Below are 17,076 nucleotides of genomic sequence, written 5' to 3' on the forward strand. Positions count from 1 at the left end.
CATGGGACACGACCTTTCCCCTCATCAGATGCCCTCCCGGATGGAGAGATGCACCCCCGGCACCGATCCGCCCTGCTTGAGGGATCCTAAAATCGAGCCGGACGAGTGGGCATGGCAGATGGCGATAGCCAGTGCATCGGCCGTATCGTCGGGCTTTGGGACTTCCTTAAGCCCCAGCATGAGACGGGTCATCTCCATGACCTGGGCCTTGACCGCCCTGCCGTATCCCACCACCGCCTGCTTGACCTGAAGGGGAGTGTATTCAAAAAACGGGACGTTGTTTTGCCTGAGGGCCAGCCGGGTGACGCCTCTGGCCTCGGCCACGCCGATGACCGTCTTTTGATTGCTGGTAAAAAACAGCTTCTCCACCGCCGCCGCGTCGGGACGATACCGCTGGCACAGGCGATAGATGCCGTCATAAACATCATTGAGCCGCTGGGAGAAATCGGTACCGGCGTCGGTAGTGATGGCGCCGAAGTCCACGGGGATATACTGATTCCGATCGTACCGGAGCACGCCCCATCCCACAATGGCGTATCCAGGGTCAATGCCCAAAACCAACATAGGCGTCCTCCTCTCCCTGCGCATCCTTTTTTATTGCAGAGCATTATCTGAGCAATCAAACTCGACCATGACCGTAGGCTGGCCAGTAAAACGGAAGATAAAAGACGCGCAGCGCCTTCTTATAACATCCTAATCTTAAAGATTATACCATACGAGGCAAAGGTTGACAACCACTCCGCCCGGCGGGGTTTCCTTTTTCCCGTCCCGTGCGCTTTGAGAATTCCGGGATAAATACGCTGGGACACGGGTAAACCTTTCTCCATCCGCGCATACTAAGACAAAGTGGGAACACCCACTTCGCTGAAAGGATGGTAATTATGGCTTTAATCCAGCTGGAAGACCTTTACAAAATCTACAATCCCGGGCCCAACGCTGTACACGCCCTGGACGGCGTCAGCCTTACCGTACAGGAGGGGGAATATCTGGCCATTGTGGGACAATCCGGATCGGGCAAGTCCACCCTGATGAACATACTGGGCTGCCTGGATGTCCCGTCCTCCGGGCGGTATCTGCTGGACGGGCAGGATGTATCCAGCCTCTCGGACAATCAGCTGAGCCTCATCCGCAACAAACAAATCGGATTCATCTTCCAGGGCTTTAACCTGGTGTCCAGCCTCAACGCCCTGGAAAATGTGGAATTGCCCCTCTCCTACCGGGGCATGGGGAAAAAGCAGCGGCGTCTGCTGGCCATGGAATGCCTGGAGCAGGTGGGGCTCCACAACCGCATGCATCACAGGCCCTCCCAGATGTCGGGCGGACAGCAGCAGCGTGTGGCCATCGCCCGCGCCATCGCCGCCAAGCCCAGCATCATCCTGGCCGACGAGCCCACCGGCAATCTGGACTCCGTTTCCGGCCGGGAGGTCATTCAGATTATTGAGGAACTCAACCGTCAGGGCCGCACCGTCATCCTCATCACCCACGACAACACCATCGCCGCCTCAGCCCATCGCATCATCCGCCTCCAGGACGGCCGCGTGGTAGACGACCATGTCTCTCAGCCCTCCGACGCCTTGGGCGCAGGATAAAGATTCCTCTATGGATCGAATCCACATTAAAAAGCGGACCGGGAAGCTCCCCGATCCGCTTTTACTTTTATTCTAGAGATGCCTGTCACCATTCAATCCCTTGGCGCGCCTGTTCCCCCTGGTCAAAGGGATGCCGAAGCTTTTTGACCTCGGAGATATAGTCGGCCAATTCCATCAGCTCTTGATCGGGATCCCGGCCGGTGAGCACGATTTCCAAGCCCTTGGGCTTGGTGCGCAGATAAAAAAGCACCAGCGCACGGCTGAGCAGCTCGGTCTGGAGGGCACCGATGGCCTCGTCCAGGATCAGGAGATCACAGCCCTTTTCGATGGCTTCAATGGCGGCGTCCTTAAATCGATGGTCGTTATCGGCCCGCACCTCGTCCTTCTCCGCCTCCGTCATCTGGAAGGAAAACTTGATGTGCTCCGGATTGGGATAGACCGTCACACCCGGCAGAAGCCGCAGCGCCTGCCGTTCTCCAGACTCTTCCCCTTTGAGAAACTGCAAAAACAGCACCTTCTTGCCGCTTCCACTGGCCCTTACAGCCAATCCAACCGCCGCCGTAGTCTTTCCTTTGCCATCGCCGCAATAGATGTGAATCCTACCGTTTTCCATGTACAAGTCCCCCTTTGTGGCACATGATACCCTATCGTCTGCCCCTTCGTCAACCGGCTGACGGCATTTCATGGGATATCCCGTCAGAAAAAATACTTGAACACCGGATGGATTTCTGCAATAATAAGAAGGTAACCCATTTTGAAAGTAAAGGGGAGTGTGATCCCATGTCAGAATATCAGGAGATGGCCGATCTCTTACTGCCCGACGTCACCGAGACGCCGGAACAGGTATTGGCCCGGTATCCCCGCCGCGAGCTTCCAAACGGGGCAAGGGTCACCCGTTTTGCACCCAGCCCCACCGGTTTCCTGCACATCGGCGGATTGTTTACCGCCATGGTCAACCGGCTGGTATCAAAGCCCGACGGCGTATGCTTCCTGCGCATTGAGGATACCGATAAAAAACGCGAGGTGGCCGACGGCGTCACCGGCATCATCCAGGGCCTTTCCGGATTCGGCATCCACTTCGATGAGGGCCGTACCGGGCCGGACAGTGAAGCCGGGGACTACGGCCCCTATCTTCAGTCGGCCAGGCGCATGATCTACCGCACCTTTGTCAAATCCCTTCTGGCCCAGGGCAAGGCGTATCCCTGCTTCTGCACCGAAGAGGAGCTCTCCGCCCTGCGTGAAAAACAGGAAGCCCAGAAATTAACCCCCGGCTACTACGGGGAATGGGCTGTTTATCGGGATATCACCCTGGACCAAGTCAAACAAAACCTCAGCGAGGGCAAACCGTTTGTCATCCGTCTCAAATCCCCCGGTTCCATGGAGCGCCGGGTCAGCTTCAAAGACGGGGTCAAGGGTAAAATCGAGATGCCGGAAAATATCCAGGACGTGGTCATCTTAAAGCAGGACGGCATCCCTACCTATCATTTTGCCCATGTGGTGGACGATTATTTGATGGGGACTACCCATGTCATCCGCGGCGACGAATGGATTTCCTCCACCCCCATCCATCTTCAGCTTTTCTATATGCTGGGCCTGAAGGCCCCCAATTACGCCCATGTCTCCCCCATCATGAAGGAGGAGGACGGCGGAAAACGCAAGCTGTCCAAGCGCAAGGACCCGGAGGCTTCGGTGGAATATTACCGGGAGCAGGGCGTCCCCGCCCAGTCGGTCATGGAATACCTGATGACCATCGCCAACTCCAACTTCGAGGATTGGCGGCGTCAAAATGCCCGGACTCCCATTTCGGAGTTCCCCTTCAAGCTCAATAAGATGAGTGCATCCGGCGCTTTGTTTGACCTGAAAAAGCTCCAGGATGTGAGCAAAAACGTCATTTCGCTGATGCCGGCCAGCGAGGTTTACGACCTGGCTGCCGACTGGGCGAAACAATACGACGGCGAGCTTTTCACCCTTCTTTCCCGCGATCCCCAATACGCCACGGCGATTTTTGATATCGACCGCACCCCGGTCAAGCCTCGTAAGGACATCGGCAAGTGGTCGGATGTCCGGGATTATGTATCCTATTTCTACGACGAATTGTGGGACGGGCAGTATGATCTGCCTCAGAACGTCACCCCAGCCGACGCGGCCGCCATTGTAAAGGCCTATCGGGAGGCCTTCCGTCCGGAAGACGACCGTGACGCCTGGTTTGGCGGGTTAAAGGATCTGTGCGAGCCCCTGGGATTCGCCCGGGAGGTCAAGGTCTACAAGAAGGATCCCAGCAGCTACAAAGGCCATGTGGGCGACGTCAGCGGCATAATCCGTGTGGCGGTCACCGGACGACGCAATACCCCCGACCTTCACTCTATTTTAGCCCTGCTGGGCAAAGAACGTGTTCTCGCACGGCTCGACCGCTTCCAGAAGGCCATGGAAGCTATGAAATGAAGGCCTCACCTTCTGCCATGACGCGCACAAGGTTTAAGGCTCACTTTAATTGTAACATCCCGCGGACAGAACCAGGGTTTATGATCGTGCAACGTTCCCTTTTTCTTACACTACGATCTTTTTTAATGGAGGCAATGTATGAACTCTACACCGATTCAGGAGCCGGCCAACACACCGGCCAACTTTATTGATGAAGCCATCCGGGACGATTTAAACAACGGCGTCTTTGACCATGTCCAGACCCGTTTTCCTCCCGAACCCAACGGTTATCTCCACATCGGTCATGCCAAGGCCATCTGCATCAACTTCGGCATGGCCCATACCCACAACGGCACCTGTCATCTTCGCTTGGATGATACCAATCCATGCAAAGAAGAAGTGGAGTACGTGGAGGCCATTAAGCATGACATCCAATGGCTTGGTTTCCAATGGGACGATCTGCACTTTGCCTCCGATTACTTCGATTTTATCTATTACTGCGCTACGGAGCTCATCAAAAAGGGCAAAGCGTATGTGTGCGATCTGACGGCTGAACAGATCCGCGAATACCGGGGCACCCTCACCGAGCCGGGCAAGGAAAGCCCTTACCGCAACCGCTCGGTGGAAGAGAACCTCGATCTCTTTAAGCGCATGACCGCCGGTGAATTCGCCAATGGGGAAAAGGTATTGCGCGCTAAAATCGATATGGCTTCCCCCAACCTCAACATGCGGGATCCTGTCATTTACCGGATCCTTAAGCAGTCCCACCACCGCACGGGCGACACATGGTGCATCTATCCCATGTACGACTTTGCCCATCCTTTGTCCGACGCCTGCGAAGGGGTCACCCATTCCCTGTGCTCTTTGGAGTTTGAGGATCACAGGCCGCTTTACGACTGGTTCCTGCGGGAATTGGACATCAAGTATCCTCCCCGTCAGATCGAGTTCGCCCGCCTCAATCTCAACTACACCCTGACCTCCAAACGCAAATGCCTCGCCTTAGTCAAAAACGGCGTGGTGTCCGGTTGGGACGATCCCCGTATGTCCACTTTGAGCGGCATGCGCCGGCGCGGGTATCCCCCGGCCGCCATCCGCGAATTCTGCGACCGCATCGGGGTCTCCAAGGCCAGCAGCGTCGTGGATTACGCTCTTCTCGAATTCTGTGTACGGGATCACCTGAGCGAAGAAGCGCCCCGCGCCATGGCGGTACTCCGTCCCCTGAAAGTCATTGTGGACAACTATCCCGAAGGCAAAACCGAAGTGCTGGAGGTGGAAAACCATCCCGGCCACGAGGAGATGGGCACCCGTAACGTCACCTTCTTCCGGGAGCTTTTCATCGATCAGGACGATTTTATGGAAGAACCTCCGAAAGGGTATTTCCGTCTTGCACCGGGCAAGGAAGTGCGTCTCAAGGGCGCCTACTTCGTCCAATTTGCGTCGGTGGACAAGGATGAAAACGGCAACATTACCGCTGTACACGTCACCTACGATCCCCAAAGCCGGGGCGGCAACTCCCCTGACGGGCGCAAGGTCAAGGGCACCATCCAGTGGGTATCGGCCGACAACTGCGTGGATGCAGAGGTTCGTTTGTACGACCGTCTGTTTCATGTGGAAAACCCCTCCGACGAAACCGGTGTGGAGGATTTCCAGCAAAACGTCAATCCCCAGTCTCTGGTTGTGCTCCAAAACTGCAAGCTGGAAAGTTCCCTTGCCACCGCCAAGGTGGGGGATTCCTTCCAGTTCATGCGCTGCGGTTACTTCACCAAAGATCCCGATTCCACGGATCTCCATCCGGTGTTTAACCGCACGGTAGCCCTTAAGGACTCCTGGGCTAAGAAAACAAAATAAATAATCCTTATCCAAAAAAGCAAGCCCTGTCCAGCGCCAAAACGGCATTGGACAGGGCTTTTTTGATTTGGAATTCTTTTAAGACTTAACCCCAGAGGGCTTTCATCAGAGTGGGATAAGCCTCGTCAATGATCTGCACGCAGATGCTGACGCAGCGGCGGCCGACGATACCGGCGGTCTCCACTGTGATCTCGGTATCCAGGCAGGCGATAATGTCATTGTCCTTATCCACGTAGAAGCGGACCCATTTATACCGGCCATTGACCTCGTTGAGCGCTACCAGCATAGCATCCATCTTGTTCTTCGGGACCTTGCCGATTTCAAAGCAACGGATGGCCATGGTTTCCTCATCGTCGTCAAAGAAGCAGGCCAGGTTGATATCGTCCTTATTGTCACCGCCATACAGCAGACGGATACAATCGGTATCGCCACCATCGCTTTCTCTCCACTTGATGCCCTTTTCGGTCAGATAGTCCGAAAATACACGCGCACTTGCAGTTTTCATGGTACTGTCATCTCCTTTTTTTGAAACTAGTAATTTAGATAGGCAAATGATTCTCATCCACCTATGTCAAAACACCTCTCGGTATTGTAACCTTTGGAACCCTTCTGAGACTCCTGATTATCGCATCTCCGACAGAGCTCTAAGCAGCTGCTTTTGCACATTCACTTTGGATACTGCATAAATTTCATCGCCGCTGTAAATGATGGTGTTGCCTCGGGGAATAAAGAATTCATTTCCCCGGACAATGGAAATAATCAGGCATTCCTTCGGCAAATCGATCTGCTGGAGCCGTCTGCCGTCCAAATCTGAACCTTCCGGAACTGTAAATTCCAAAATGGCCCCTTTTCCCCGGATGTTTGTCAACATCTGCATTCCGGCTGTATCCACTTCATGTTCGATCATCTCAGCAATGCGGCTGGTGGAGGATACCGGAATCTTAATTCCTAAAGCCCGCATAACCTCTTCATTTTTGGGGTTATTGGCTCGAGCAACGGTTTTTTCAATATGAAAATGCAGATTGGCCAACTGGCACGCAATGAGATTATCCTCATCCCGGCCGGTGACCGCTACAAAAGCATCGGCCTTGGCGGTATCGGCTGCAATCTGGGCTTCTAAGGTAGTGCCGTCACCGCACACCACCGGAATATCCAATTCATCGGCCACATGGGCGCTGAGCAATTTGTTGATTTCTATCAAGTGTACTTCATGTCCATTTTCAATCAATGCTTTGCAAAGGAAGTATCCTACCTTGCCGCCGCCTACAATGACAATTCTCAACAGGCCTCACTCCTCTCATCAATCCACCGCTCGGCAAAATAAAATGCGGTCGGTATCTTTCAGCGTGTAGTCCTCCGGGATGCTGGAGGCAAACACCACTCCCCCCAACTGCTGACGGATCCCGATGATCTCCTCGTTAGGGCGAAGAGGCACGGCATCCAGCGTCTTCCCGCGGATGGTTCGGTCCACGCGGCGGGCGGAAAAGCCTAATGTGCAACTTTGGAAGGTGATGGTGTGGTCTTCCCCTTCATCCAACAAAGCGGTGTAAAGTGAATCGGTCGTTAAACGGGTCGGACATACGGTGGTCAATCCGAAGTGATTGAACACATCTTCCCGTGCCGGGTCGTATACCCGGGCGATAACCTTGGGCACCTCAAAGATCTTGCGCGCCATCTGGGCAACCATAATGTTTAAATTGTCGTCGATGGTGACGGCCGCCAGGGCATCGCATGCCTCAATGCCTGCGTTGCGCAGCACATCTTTATCCATCGGTACGCCCGCTACTGTTACGCCGCGAAAATCCGGTCCCAGACGTTCAAATTCAGAAGCATTCCTGTCCACAACCGAGATATCATGGCCATAGTCATTGAGCATCATAGCAAGGGCACTGCCCACTTTTCCGCAGCCTACAATTAAAATATTCACTCTTTGCACCTCTTTTTCGAAAAGAAAAAGCCCCGCTTATCTGGCAGGGCATTTATAAACTAAAAGAGCATTTGTAAACTTTTTAACAAAACCAAAGCCGCCAAAATGCATCTTTATTCTAACGCCGCCATTCTCCTTTGTCAAGCGCGGCATGACACTTCGTCATTTTGCCACGGTCTGTGGAATGTTCCTACACAATAGCGCACAGTTTTCTCATTTTTCTCTTTACTTTGCGAAAGAAAAAGTCGGTATTTCCCTTCTCCTCCTTTTCTAGTATGGTAGATCACATATCGTTTTATTTTAATTGGAAACAACAGGAGGAAAAGAATATGGAAATTGTAAATGGCATCGTACAGGATGCATCCATCGGCGGTATCCCTCTGGTCAGTAAGATCGTATCCCCTAAGGGTACTCACAACGTCCGTACCCTCAAGCCTCTCTCCACTTCCAACGGTAATCCTTATTACATCGTCGTCCACAATACCGGCAATTCCGCCTCTTCTGCCGATGCCCGTGCCCACTATTCCTGGCTCCAGGGCGTGGAGAACAACGACTTTTCCTATGTCTCCGTCCACTTCTTTGTAGATGAAGACGAGGTCGTCCAAACCTGCCCTGTCACTGAAATAACCTATCACGCTGGGGATGGTTCCACCGGCAAAGGCAACAGCCAGGGGCTTTCCATCGAGATCTGTGAGAATCACAACTACCCTCAGGCGGAGGAAAACGCCATCCAAGTTATCCGGGCCTTCATGGATCACTACGGCATTCCCATCGATCGGGTACAGCCCCATCGGTACTTTGCTCCCAACAAAAAGCTGTGCCCCCATCTGATCCTGAAATCGGAATCGGCCTGGCAGACAAACTGGGCCTCTTTCCAACAGCGCATCCAAGGGGCTGATGTCGCACCTGATGACGATACCCAGTCCCCCGCCAAGAGCGTGGATGAGATTGCACAGGAGGTTATCGCCGGGAAGTGGGGTAATGGTTCAGAGCGCAGGGAGCGTCTGACTGCTGCCGGTTACGACTATTCTACAGTTCAGGCGCGCGTCAATGAGATCATGGGAGGTGGTTCTGCTTCGGCTACTCCCTCCAAGACTGTGGATGAAGTCGCACAGGAAGTCATCGCTGGCAAATGGGGCAACGGCTCCGAACGCAAAGACCGTCTCACCGCCGCAGGTTACGATTACTCAACAATCCAGGCTAGGGTCAATGAGTTAATGGGTGGATCGTCCGGTGGCTCCTCCTCCAACTCCATTGCTGTGGGCGATACCGTCCGCATCACCTGCAACACCTATTCTACCGGCCAGTCTATCCCCTCCTGGGTCAAGTCCCAGACACACAAGGTCAGCCAGATCAAAGGCGATAAGGCACTCCTGGGGTATCCCGACGGCATCGCCTCCTGGGTTCCTCTCTCCGGCATTGTGAGGGCGTAATATGACCATCGATCTGCAATGGCTGGCGGCCATTATCACCGCCATTACTGCCATCGTCACCCCTGTGGTGGTATGCGTCAAGAGCGTCAATAAGCTGGTGGAACGCATCGAAAACCTGGAATCCTGGAACAAACGTCAGCAGCGCGACCTTGACCGCACTGCCCAGGAGAACGAGGTTATCATCACAGGGGTGTTGGCAAGCCTCAAGGGGCTGCGGGAGATGGGCTGTAATGGGCCTGTCTCTCAAGGCATCGAGGACATCGAGGATTTCTTATCAGACGCAGCACATCGGAACGTCAGTTATCGAAAGGGGGACAAATAGTTATGGAGACAATCGCATTGTTAATTGCCGTAGCCGTCCTGGTGGAAGGACTGGTGGAGTACGTAAAGACCATCATAAAGGTATTCACAGAGGGGGATGTGAAGACCGGCATCACCCAATTATGCGCTATTGGGATCGGGATCTTACTGGCACTTGTGACAGGTGCCAACATCTTTACGGCCCTGTCCATTAATGTAGCCTATTCCTGGGTGGGATGTGTCCTAACCGGTATCCTCATCAGCCGCGGCAGCAACTATCTCTCCGATCTCCTGCATCGCCTTAATCTCAATCAGAAATCTTAGTATAATGAAACGAGGCCGCTCAATCCTTTCGGATAAGAGCGGCCTCGTTTGCGGTGATTGAGGGATTGACAAATCTATAAAAACAGCTCTGTTAAGCCGATTATCGAATACACAGCTTCCGCTTGATGAGTTGGGATGTTCCGAAAAACAGGCCCACGATCTCAACAAACTGGAAGATCGTTCCGGCCATTCCAATGGTCACAGACATACTGGCCGTTTCGGATGTCCCGATCATTCCCATCATATTCTGACCCACCAGTTGAATGCCCTGGGACGTCATCTGGAACCCAAGGGGGACAAACATCGTCAAAACCGCTTCCACCGACGACATCACAACGCTGATTCCCAAATAGAGAAATACAGCCGATACAATGCTGTACCGTTGAAATGCTGCGGTATTGGCTAACGTGATGGCAAAAAACACCTGGCTTAAAAAGAGGATCATGCTCATCAACAGCATCCCGCCAAAGAAGGCGATATATTGAGCCCAGATGCTGATATCCACCGTCCCAAATGCGTTGGCGATTTCTGTGAAAAAGCTTCCTGTATTCCCGGAATACAAAAGGAACAGCAGCAATGTTATCATACCCACACATACCACAATGGATAAAACCAGCCAAATCAGCGAGACAATGACTTTTGCACCCAGCAATTTGGTGCTGGATACCGGCAGTGTCATGGTCAGATATCCTTCCCGGCTGTACATGCTCTTGAAAAAGCGGACTGCCACGACAACATAGGTGAAGATAATCACGGCTACCATGGAGAGTACCAGCAAAGTGGTGGCGGTCACCTGAAACCAGACGATATCCAAAGCGTAAGAGAGACTGGTCACTCCTGTGATAAACAGGGCGCAGATAACCATCAGTCCCATCATACGGCCGCTGGCCTGAAACTCGTATTTCATCAATTTCCCTAGCATCTGAATACCTCCCGAAACACTTCATCCAGCGATTTGCCGGTTTGGTTGCGGATATTATCCACCGTGTCGTTCATGACCATTTTCCCGTATCCCAGCATGACAATGCGGTCAAAGATGCGTTCCACATCGTAGATCAGGTGCGTGGAGAGCATAACAGTGGAATTTTCCGAATAGTTTGTCAGGATGGTATCCAAAATAACGCTTCTGGCCGCCGGATCCACGCCGGCCATGGGCTCATCCAGCAGATAAAGCCGGGCCTCGCGGGACATCACCAGGATCAGCTGTACCTTCTCCTGCATGCCCTTGGACATGGATTTGATGCGCTGACGGGGATCCAGTTGAAACCGATTCAGCATTTCCATGGCCTTCTTGCGGTCAAAGTCGCTGTAAAAATCATGGAAAATATCTACGGCGTCCACAGCCCGCAGAGAGTCCCGCAGATAGGTCTTCTCCGGTAGGTAGGACACGATGCTTTTCGTATGGACATCCGGCCGATGCCCGTCGATCAGGACGCTTCCGCTGTAATCGCTGATCAGGCCGGCCATGATCTTCATCATGGTCGTCTTACCGCATCCGTTGGGACCGAGCAGTCCCACAATGGATCCGGCCTCCAGCCGGAGGCTGATATCTTGGAGCACAGGGTAAGCGCCGTAATTCTTGCTCAGATGCTCCAAGCTTACCAATGCATTATTGCTCATGGCTCTTCTCCACCTCTTCCTCAAGGATTGTTACAATCTGTTGGGGATGATAACCCAACTCCAGCATATTCTTGACAAACTGTAGGATATACTCCTGCGCCATCTGATCCCGGACGGTTTGAATTTGTTTTGCATCTTTTGTGATAAACCGTCCGGAGGTCCGTTCAGAATACATAAGTCCCTCTCTTTCTAGTTCGGATAAGGATCGTTGCACGGTATTGGGATTGACCCCGTACTGCACGGCCAGCTCCCGCACTGCCGGCGCCCTCTCCCCAGGCAGCCACCGTCCCGATACGATATTCAGCTTGATCAGACGGATGATCTGAAGATAGATGGGTTGGGTATCGTTAAAATGATAGGGCAAAAAATCCCTCCTCTCTGTTTGTATCGTTGTATTAATTACTTAGTACAATAATACTATAATACAATTTCCCCTTTCTGTCAACAGGGATTTTTTCAGTTTTCTAATTTATAATACGGAGAATCCTTTGGGACGTCTTCCTTCCCTCTATACAAAACTCTCCGTACTCTGATTGCGGCCTATGTTTGGTTATGGTACAATAGAAAAAATGTGATCTATCTTCAGCGCTGCCGAAGGGAGGCCCGGTATGAAAAAAGGAATCATTCTCTATCAGTCTAAATACGGATCCACCAGAAAATACGCTCAATGGCTCTCAGATAAAACGGGATTTCCAAAAGTCGAGACCAAAAAAGCCTCGCCGGATGACCTGTCTTCCTGCGATATGATTGTGTTGGGCGGCGGGCTTTACGCCTCCGGCATTGCCGGCGTCTCCTTTCTCAAAAAGAATTGGCAGCGTCTCAAAGGGAAGAAAATCGCTGTCTTTTGCGTAGGGGCCTCCCCTGCCGATGAGAAAGTCCTCCAGCAGGTGGCGGCACATAACTTAAAGGACTCCTTGAGCGGTCTCCCCTGCTTTTATTGCCGGGGAGCTTGGGACGAAGACGCTATGACTCCAAAGGATCGAGTACTATGCAAGCTTCTTCAGAAGGCTGTGGCCAAAAAGGATCCCGCCTCCTACGAGCCGTGGGAAACGGCCCTTATGGAGGCCATGGGTCAACGATGTGACTGGACCGATCCCAGTTATCTGGAACCTTTGCTCCGGTATTTAGCCGATTAGTTTATACTATTCGTAAATTCATTGTTTAAAATTTCATTTTGGATTATTATCTGAATGCTAAACTAGTAAAAAAGAGGTGCTACTTATGGATTGGACTGAATTGACCATTCAAATTCCCATTGCGGACCTGGAGACCGCTACCGCCATCGCGCAGATGACCGTCCCCTATGGAGTGTACATCGAGGATTATTCCGATATGGAGCAGCAGGTGCATGAGATGGCCCATGTGGATCTCATCGACGAGGAGCTTCTCCGCCGGGATCGGGATCACGCTTTGATCCACATTTACATCAGCCCCGACGAGAATCCCGCAGAGGCATTGTCCTTTTTGCAGCAGCAGCTGACAGCTTGTTCCATCCCCCACCAATTGATGCGGGAAAACGTCCGGGAAGAGGATTGGGCCACCGCTTGGCGCCAGTATTATAAGCCTGTCCGAGTGGGACAAAAGCTGATGGTTGTTCCCAGTTGGGAACAATATCAGGCCCAGGAAGAGGATGTGGTCATCACCCTGGATCCCGGCATGGCCTTCGGCACCGGGACCCACGCCACCACCCGGCTTTGCATGCGCCTGATTGAACAGTACCTTATCCCTGGCCAGGACATGCTGGACGTAGGGACAGGATCGGGTATTTTGGCGGTAACCGCCTTAAAGCTGGGGGCCAGAAAAGCTGTGGGCGTGGACATCGACGCCACAGCCGTGCGGGTCGCAGGGGAAAACGCCGCCTTAAACGGAGTGGAAGATAATCTATCGGTCATCTGCGGTGATCTCGCCTGTGATGTAAAAGGATCGTTCCAGCTCATCACCGCCAACATCGTGGCTGATATCATCATCCGCCTGACTCCGGATGTCCCGCCTCTTTTGAAAGAAGGCGGTACTTTTGTGGTATCCGGCATCATCGACAGCCGCGAACAGGACGTCCGGGACGCCTTACAGGCAAATGGATTCCACGTGATATCCTCCCTCACCGAGGGCGGCTGGGTCGCTTTGGCCTGTCAGCGCAAATAATCTATTACTTATAGTATTATTTTGTTATTTTATACAATCAGAAATTAATCTTATGTCTTTTTTGCCTTTGTCGCCCCTAAAATCATTACGGCTCCTATCTTTCATTCCTGGAGGTGCAAGATCGTGAAAAAAGTCGCAGCGTTGGTATTGACATTAATCCTCGTGTTAACGGCGTCGGGATGCAGTTCGGTTAAGTTCTCCACCCCTACCGCCTATGAAGATCTGAGCGGATCCTCCGAAGTGACGGTGTCCATAAAGGATCAAAGTCTCACCGATACCGGCCTTATACTGCTGATCCAGAATCACACAGAGGAAGAACTCTCTTACGACATGGTCTATACCATCGAGCACAAAAAAGACGGCTCTTGGTATTCCATGGACGGCGAACACATCTTTAACGCACTGGCCGCTATTTTAAAGCCGGGCGATACCAATGAATTCGAGGTGACTTGGGAGGGAAAACTTCCCAAAGGTATTTATCGAGTAGTCAAACCGGTGGTCACCAGTCAGGGTGACACCGCTTTGGCAGTGCAATTTGAAGTACAATAAAAAAGATGTTGAGTGAAGTAGAAGGGATAAATTGAATGAAACGGTTAATTCTCCCTATCGCAATTTTACTGATTGCTTGTATCGCGTCGGTGGGGATTTATTTTGCCAGAACCGAGCAATATAAGGATTGGGTATCGACACCCGGCGTTATTGTAGACATTGAAAACTACCGCGGGAGCAGAAAAAGAAACGACAGCCACCGCATTTATTTTTCCTACCGCGTGGACGGCATGGACTATACAGGAGATACGCTGTACTCCGGAACCTCCACCGACTTTTCCCCGGGCGGCTCCACCGACGTGTGGTACAACCCTGAGAACCCTTCCGAATCCTCTTTTCATAAACCTGGCCCAGGGTTGGATCCCTATGGTCCGTTCTTCATCGGCATTCCCCTGGCTCTTGGGGCCTTTGGCGTCCGAAGAAAGCGTATTCGGAAACAAATTGATGTCTGAGCATAAGGGAGGCACTGTTAAAAAGCCGCCTGTCGGATTGTTTTAGGATCCGACAGGCGGCTTTTTGTCTTTATTCGATGTCTTATCGTTTGGAGCCCAGGAAGAACAGAGCCAGTGTCCCCGGACCGGAATGGGTGCCGATAACCGGACCGATGGTATTGATCATAAAATGCTTAACGCCAAATTGTTTGCGCACCATGGCTTCCAATTTTTTAGCGTCTTCCAAACAGTCCCCGTGGCTGATAAACACCATCTGATCCTTGGGGTCAAAGGCAGTTTCCGCCATATGCTTGACCATAGCGCTCAAAGATGCCGCACGGCCCCGCACCTTCTCCACCAGGATGAGATGCCCCTCGTCATCCACATGAAGCACCGGTTTAATACCCATCAGCGATCCTAAAATGGCCGACGCTTTGGAGACTCGTCCGCCGCGATGAAGATGATGTAAGTCGTCCACCGTAAACCAATGGCACAGATGAAGCTTATTTTCCTCCAGCCACTGGGCGTTTTCCTCCAGGCTCATATCCTTGTGCCAATTCTGCAAAGCGTGGTAGAGAAGCAATCCCTCCCCCATGGATGCGCACAGAGAATCCACCACTACAATTTTGCGGTCGGGGTATTTTCCCAATAGGTCCTGGGCCCCTAGATTGTAGGAGTTGAGCGAACCGGAAAGACCGCTGGAAAAGGCGATGTGCAATACATCCTTGCCCTCCGCAAGCAAGGGTTCCACCATTTGGATGAAATCGGTCATATTGGCTTGGGCGGTTACCGGCATCTGGCCCTGACGCACCAAGCTATAAAATTGCTCCGGCGAAAGGGGGCAATTTTCATCGTCCACATAATGGATCCCAGCCATGGAGAAACTGAGTCCCAAGCACGGCACCTGATTTTTTTGCAGATAATCTCTGGGCATATCCACTGTGGAATCGGTTGTAATCACATAGTTTGGCATGGAAAGCACCCTCCTCGTTTGCTATGATTTGGATAAAAACACCAGAACCATCATTTTGTTTGATTCTTCTATTGTACTACATTTCCGCTGGAAAGAACAGGATTATTTATAGAAAATTCATCGTCATTTTTCGCGCTCCGCGAAGGCGGAAGAATGAAATAGATAACTGTCGAAGTTGAAAAAAAGCTCTTGCAATTTTTCGGCAAAGATGATATAGTTTTAGGTATATGACCGGTAGTGATAAAGGAGGTGGAAATATGCCCAATATTAAATCTGCTAAAAAGCGCGTCAAGGTAATCGAAGTGAAGACCGCCCGTAACAAGGCTTATACTTCTTCTCTGAAGACCATCATCAAGAAGGCCAACGCTTCCATCGAGCAGAACGCCGCCGATAAAGGCGAATGCGTCCGCCTGGCTGTCAAGAAGATTGACCAAGCTGCCGCAAAGGGAATTCTGCATCGGAACACAGCGGCTCGTAAAAAGTCCGCTTTGATCCGCAAGGCTGCGGCCCAATAAGGTGCGATAGGTACGATGGAAAAAGCAGAGCGTCAGGCCCTGCTTTTTTTATTTTTGGCTTCTTTTCCCCGGCTTAAGGACAATGGATTTCAAACACTTATGGATTGATAAGCCTATCGGGAATGTTCCCCCGTGCAAGGACGGCGGATCCAACGCGTCCTAAAAAGACGGCTGTGAGACTTTTTGTTTGTTTCTTTTAGAAAAATTCGTTGCATTGCGACACATTACGCCTTGACTTATGGGCTCCATTTGTTTATGATGGTGATAGACGTATCAAGTGCAATCCATAGGAGGTGTTCTTTATGGACAAACGGTCTAAAACAATCTTGGCAATTATCGGCCTTGTTACGGTGGTGGCTTCCATCGCCGCTGCTGTCGCCATGATCTTTGTTCGCATGGAGAAAAAACGCAAGGACGACGAGGAATTGGAACATTACATTGAGACGGCAATTGAATAAAATTTTGCCGGATCATTGTACCAAACAGCAATGAAAAAAGGTGGAAGGGGAACAATCCCCTTCCACCTTTTTTGTTGCGCGAAAAACATGGGTCAGGGATTGACATCACATTTTTGCACAAGGGCGCGGCTAAACGAGTCTTCTAGGATTTATCGTGGGACTTGGATACAAGGGCCACAATATATCCAAAGAAAATGGCGGCCGCAATGCCGGCTGCGGTGGCGGTGACGCCCCCCGACAGGGCTCCGATCAATCCGTGCTGCTGGATGCCCTCCTGCACGCCGGTGGCCAACGCATAGCCGAATCCCGTCAACGGGACGGTGGCTCCTGCTCCTGCGAAGTCCACCAATGGGCCGTAAAGTCCTACGGCCGTCAAAATCACGCCGGCTGTAACATAGATGACTAAAATACGGGCGGGCGTCAGTTTGGTCAGGTCGATGAGAAGCTGGCCAATGACACACAGTACGCCTCCTACCAGGAATGCTAATAAGTATTCCATGAATGAGTAACTCCCCTCCGCCGCAATACATCGGCATAAGATAAACG

General features: G+C 52.0%; 22 protein-coding genes. 12 read left to right on the forward strand and 10 right to left on the reverse strand.

Annotated elements, in window-relative coordinates; all coding sequences use genetic code 11:
* Nucleotides 1-24 precede the first annotated feature (24 nt).
* A complete protein-coding gene (ruvC, locus tag C12CBH8_RS11130) occupies nucleotides 25-564 on the reverse strand; it encodes a crossover junction endodeoxyribonuclease RuvC (RefSeq protein WP_099322841.1) in 540 nt (179 codons plus the stop codon).
* 317 nt (nucleotides 565-881) lie between these two features.
* On the opposite strand from ruvC, the gene C12CBH8_RS11135 reads away from it, so the two are divergent.
* Nucleotides 882-1,589: an ABC transporter ATP-binding protein gene (locus C12CBH8_RS11135; RefSeq protein ID WP_343063105.1), complete on the forward strand. Its 708-nt coding sequence runs from the start codon at nucleotides 882-884 to the stop codon at nucleotides 1,587-1,589.
* An 85-nt stretch (nucleotides 1,590-1,674) separates the two neighbouring features.
* Here the strand turns inward: C12CBH8_RS11135 and C12CBH8_RS11140 are convergent, their stop codons facing one another.
* Nucleotides 1,675-2,202, reverse strand: coding sequence for a cob(I)yrinic acid a,c-diamide adenosyltransferase (locus C12CBH8_RS11140; protein ID WP_215533247.1), 528 nt, complete (start codon nucleotides 2,200-2,202; stop codon nucleotides 1,675-1,677).
* 167 nt (nucleotides 2,203-2,369) lie between these two features.
* Here C12CBH8_RS11140 and gltX point away from each other — a divergent pair, with 167 nt between their 5' ends.
* A complete protein-coding gene (gene gltX / locus C12CBH8_RS11145) occupies nucleotides 2,370-4,031 on the forward strand; it encodes a glutamate--tRNA ligase (RefSeq protein ID WP_215533248.1) in 1,662 nt (553 codons plus the stop codon).
* A gap of 138 nt (nucleotides 4,032-4,169) precedes the next feature.
* The gene (locus C12CBH8_RS11150; RefSeq protein ID WP_215533249.1) at nucleotides 4,170-5,858 is read left to right on the forward strand and encodes a glutamine--tRNA ligase/YqeY domain fusion protein; all 1,689 of its coding nucleotides are present in this window, start codon (nucleotides 4,170-4,172) and stop codon (nucleotides 5,856-5,858) included.
* Nucleotides 5,859-5,943: 85 nt separating this feature from the next.
* Here the strand turns inward: C12CBH8_RS11150 and C12CBH8_RS11155 are convergent, their stop codons facing one another.
* The 3 genes from C12CBH8_RS11155 to C12CBH8_RS11165 form a co-directional block, all read right to left on the reverse strand.
* Nucleotides 5,944-6,363, reverse strand: coding sequence for a type III secretion system chaperone family protein (locus tag C12CBH8_RS11155; protein WP_099322843.1), 420 nt, complete (start codon nucleotides 6,361-6,363; stop codon nucleotides 5,944-5,946).
* Between the two features lie 117 nt (nucleotides 6,364-6,480).
* A complete protein-coding gene (locus C12CBH8_RS11160) occupies nucleotides 6,481-7,140 on the reverse strand; it encodes a potassium channel family protein (RefSeq protein WP_099322844.1) in 660 nt (219 codons plus the stop codon).
* An 18-nt stretch (nucleotides 7,141-7,158) separates the two neighbouring features.
* On the reverse strand, nucleotides 7,159-7,785 hold the full coding sequence (locus C12CBH8_RS11165; protein ID WP_090264785.1) for a potassium channel family protein: 627 nt from the start codon (nucleotides 7,783-7,785) through the stop codon (nucleotides 7,159-7,161).
* A gap of 329 nt (nucleotides 7,786-8,114) precedes the next feature.
* Here C12CBH8_RS11165 and C12CBH8_RS11920 point away from each other — a divergent pair, with 329 nt between their 5' ends.
* Genes C12CBH8_RS11920 through C12CBH8_RS11180 form a run of 3 tightly spaced genes read left to right on the forward strand, consistent with a single transcriptional unit; the run spans nucleotide 8,115 to nucleotide 9,842 of the window.
* Complete coding sequence (locus C12CBH8_RS11920) at nucleotides 8,115-9,218, forward strand: N-acetylmuramoyl-L-alanine amidase (RefSeq protein WP_246441556.1); 1,104 nt, start codon at nucleotides 8,115-8,117, stop codon at nucleotides 9,216-9,218.
* Between the two features lies 1 nt (nucleotide 9,219).
* Nucleotides 9,220-9,540, forward strand: a complete 321-nt coding sequence (locus C12CBH8_RS11175; protein ID WP_090264783.1) for a hypothetical protein — start codon at nucleotides 9,220-9,222, stop codon at nucleotides 9,538-9,540.
* A gap of 2 nt (nucleotides 9,541-9,542) precedes the next feature.
* Entirely contained in the window at nucleotides 9,543-9,842 is a 300-nt protein-coding gene (locus C12CBH8_RS11180; protein ID WP_090264780.1) for a hypothetical protein, read from the forward strand.
* Between the two features lie 100 nt (nucleotides 9,843-9,942).
* On the opposite strand, the gene C12CBH8_RS11185 is transcribed toward C12CBH8_RS11180, so the two are convergent.
* Genes C12CBH8_RS11185 through C12CBH8_RS11195 form a run of 3 tightly spaced genes read right to left on the reverse strand, consistent with a single transcriptional unit; the run spans nucleotide 9,943 to nucleotide 11,826 of the window.
* The gene (locus C12CBH8_RS11185) at nucleotides 9,943-10,764 is read right to left on the reverse strand and encodes a hypothetical protein (protein WP_215533250.1); all 822 of its coding nucleotides are present in this window, start codon (nucleotides 10,762-10,764) and stop codon (nucleotides 9,943-9,945) included.
* Nucleotides 10,758-11,462 carry an ABC transporter ATP-binding protein gene (locus tag C12CBH8_RS11190; RefSeq protein WP_215533251.1) on the reverse strand — a complete coding sequence of 235 codons (705 nt, stop codon included), beginning with the start codon at nucleotides 11,460-11,462 and terminating at the stop codon, nucleotides 10,758-10,760. Before C12CBH8_RS11190 ends, C12CBH8_RS11185 begins: the two co-directional genes overlap by 7 nt.
* Entirely contained in the window at nucleotides 11,452-11,826 is a 375-nt protein-coding gene (locus C12CBH8_RS11195) for a GntR family transcriptional regulator (protein WP_090264774.1), read from the reverse strand. The genes C12CBH8_RS11190 and C12CBH8_RS11195 overlap by 11 nt, the downstream gene beginning before the upstream one ends.
* A 244-nt stretch (nucleotides 11,827-12,070) precedes the next feature.
* On the opposite strand from C12CBH8_RS11195, the gene C12CBH8_RS11200 reads away from it, so the two are divergent.
* The 4 genes from C12CBH8_RS11200 (at nucleotide 12,071) to C12CBH8_RS11215 (ending at nucleotide 14,605) form a co-directional block, all read left to right on the forward strand.
* A complete protein-coding gene (locus C12CBH8_RS11200; RefSeq protein ID WP_215533252.1) occupies nucleotides 12,071-12,598 on the forward strand; it encodes a flavodoxin domain-containing protein in 528 nt (175 codons plus the stop codon).
* Nucleotides 12,599-12,683: 85 nt separating this feature from the next.
* Nucleotides 12,684-13,604, forward strand: coding sequence for a 50S ribosomal protein L11 methyltransferase (prmA, locus tag C12CBH8_RS11205; RefSeq protein ID WP_215533253.1), 921 nt, complete (start codon nucleotides 12,684-12,686; stop codon nucleotides 13,602-13,604).
* Between the two features lie 123 nt (nucleotides 13,605-13,727).
* Complete coding sequence (locus C12CBH8_RS11210; protein WP_215533254.1) at nucleotides 13,728-14,153, forward strand: immunoglobulin-like domain-containing protein; 426 nt, start codon at nucleotides 13,728-13,730, stop codon at nucleotides 14,151-14,153.
* Nucleotides 14,154-14,188: 35 nt separating this feature from the next.
* Entirely contained in the window at nucleotides 14,189-14,605 is a 417-nt protein-coding gene (locus C12CBH8_RS11215) for a DUF3592 domain-containing protein (RefSeq protein ID WP_090264766.1), read from the forward strand.
* A gap of 82 nt (nucleotides 14,606-14,687) precedes the next feature.
* On the opposite strand, the gene C12CBH8_RS11220 is transcribed toward C12CBH8_RS11215, so the two are convergent.
* Entirely contained in the window at nucleotides 14,688-15,557 is an 870-nt protein-coding gene (locus C12CBH8_RS11220) for a DegV family protein (protein WP_090264763.1), read from the reverse strand.
* A 257-nt stretch (nucleotides 15,558-15,814) separates the two neighbouring features.
* Here C12CBH8_RS11220 and rpsT point away from each other — a divergent pair, with 257 nt between their 5' ends.
* A complete protein-coding gene (rpsT, locus tag C12CBH8_RS11225) occupies nucleotides 15,815-16,072 on the forward strand; it encodes a 30S ribosomal protein S20 (protein ID WP_090264761.1) in 258 nt (85 codons plus the stop codon).
* Nucleotides 16,073-16,374: 302 nt separating this feature from the next.
* Entirely contained in the window at nucleotides 16,375-16,530 is a 156-nt protein-coding gene (locus tag C12CBH8_RS11230; protein ID WP_159461221.1) for a hypothetical protein, read from the forward strand.
* A gap of 142 nt (nucleotides 16,531-16,672) precedes the next feature.
* Here C12CBH8_RS11230 and spoVAE read toward each other — a convergent pair whose 3' ends face one another.
* A complete protein-coding gene (gene spoVAE, locus C12CBH8_RS11235) occupies nucleotides 16,673-17,029 on the reverse strand; it encodes a stage V sporulation protein AE (RefSeq protein WP_090264759.1) in 357 nt (118 codons plus the stop codon).
* Nucleotides 17,030-17,076: the final 47 nt, after the last annotated feature.

This window comes from Solibaculum mannosilyticum (assembly GCF_015140235.1).
Taxonomy (GTDB): Bacteria; Bacillota; Clostridia; order Oscillospirales; family Acutalibacteraceae; genus Solibaculum; species Solibaculum mannosilyticum.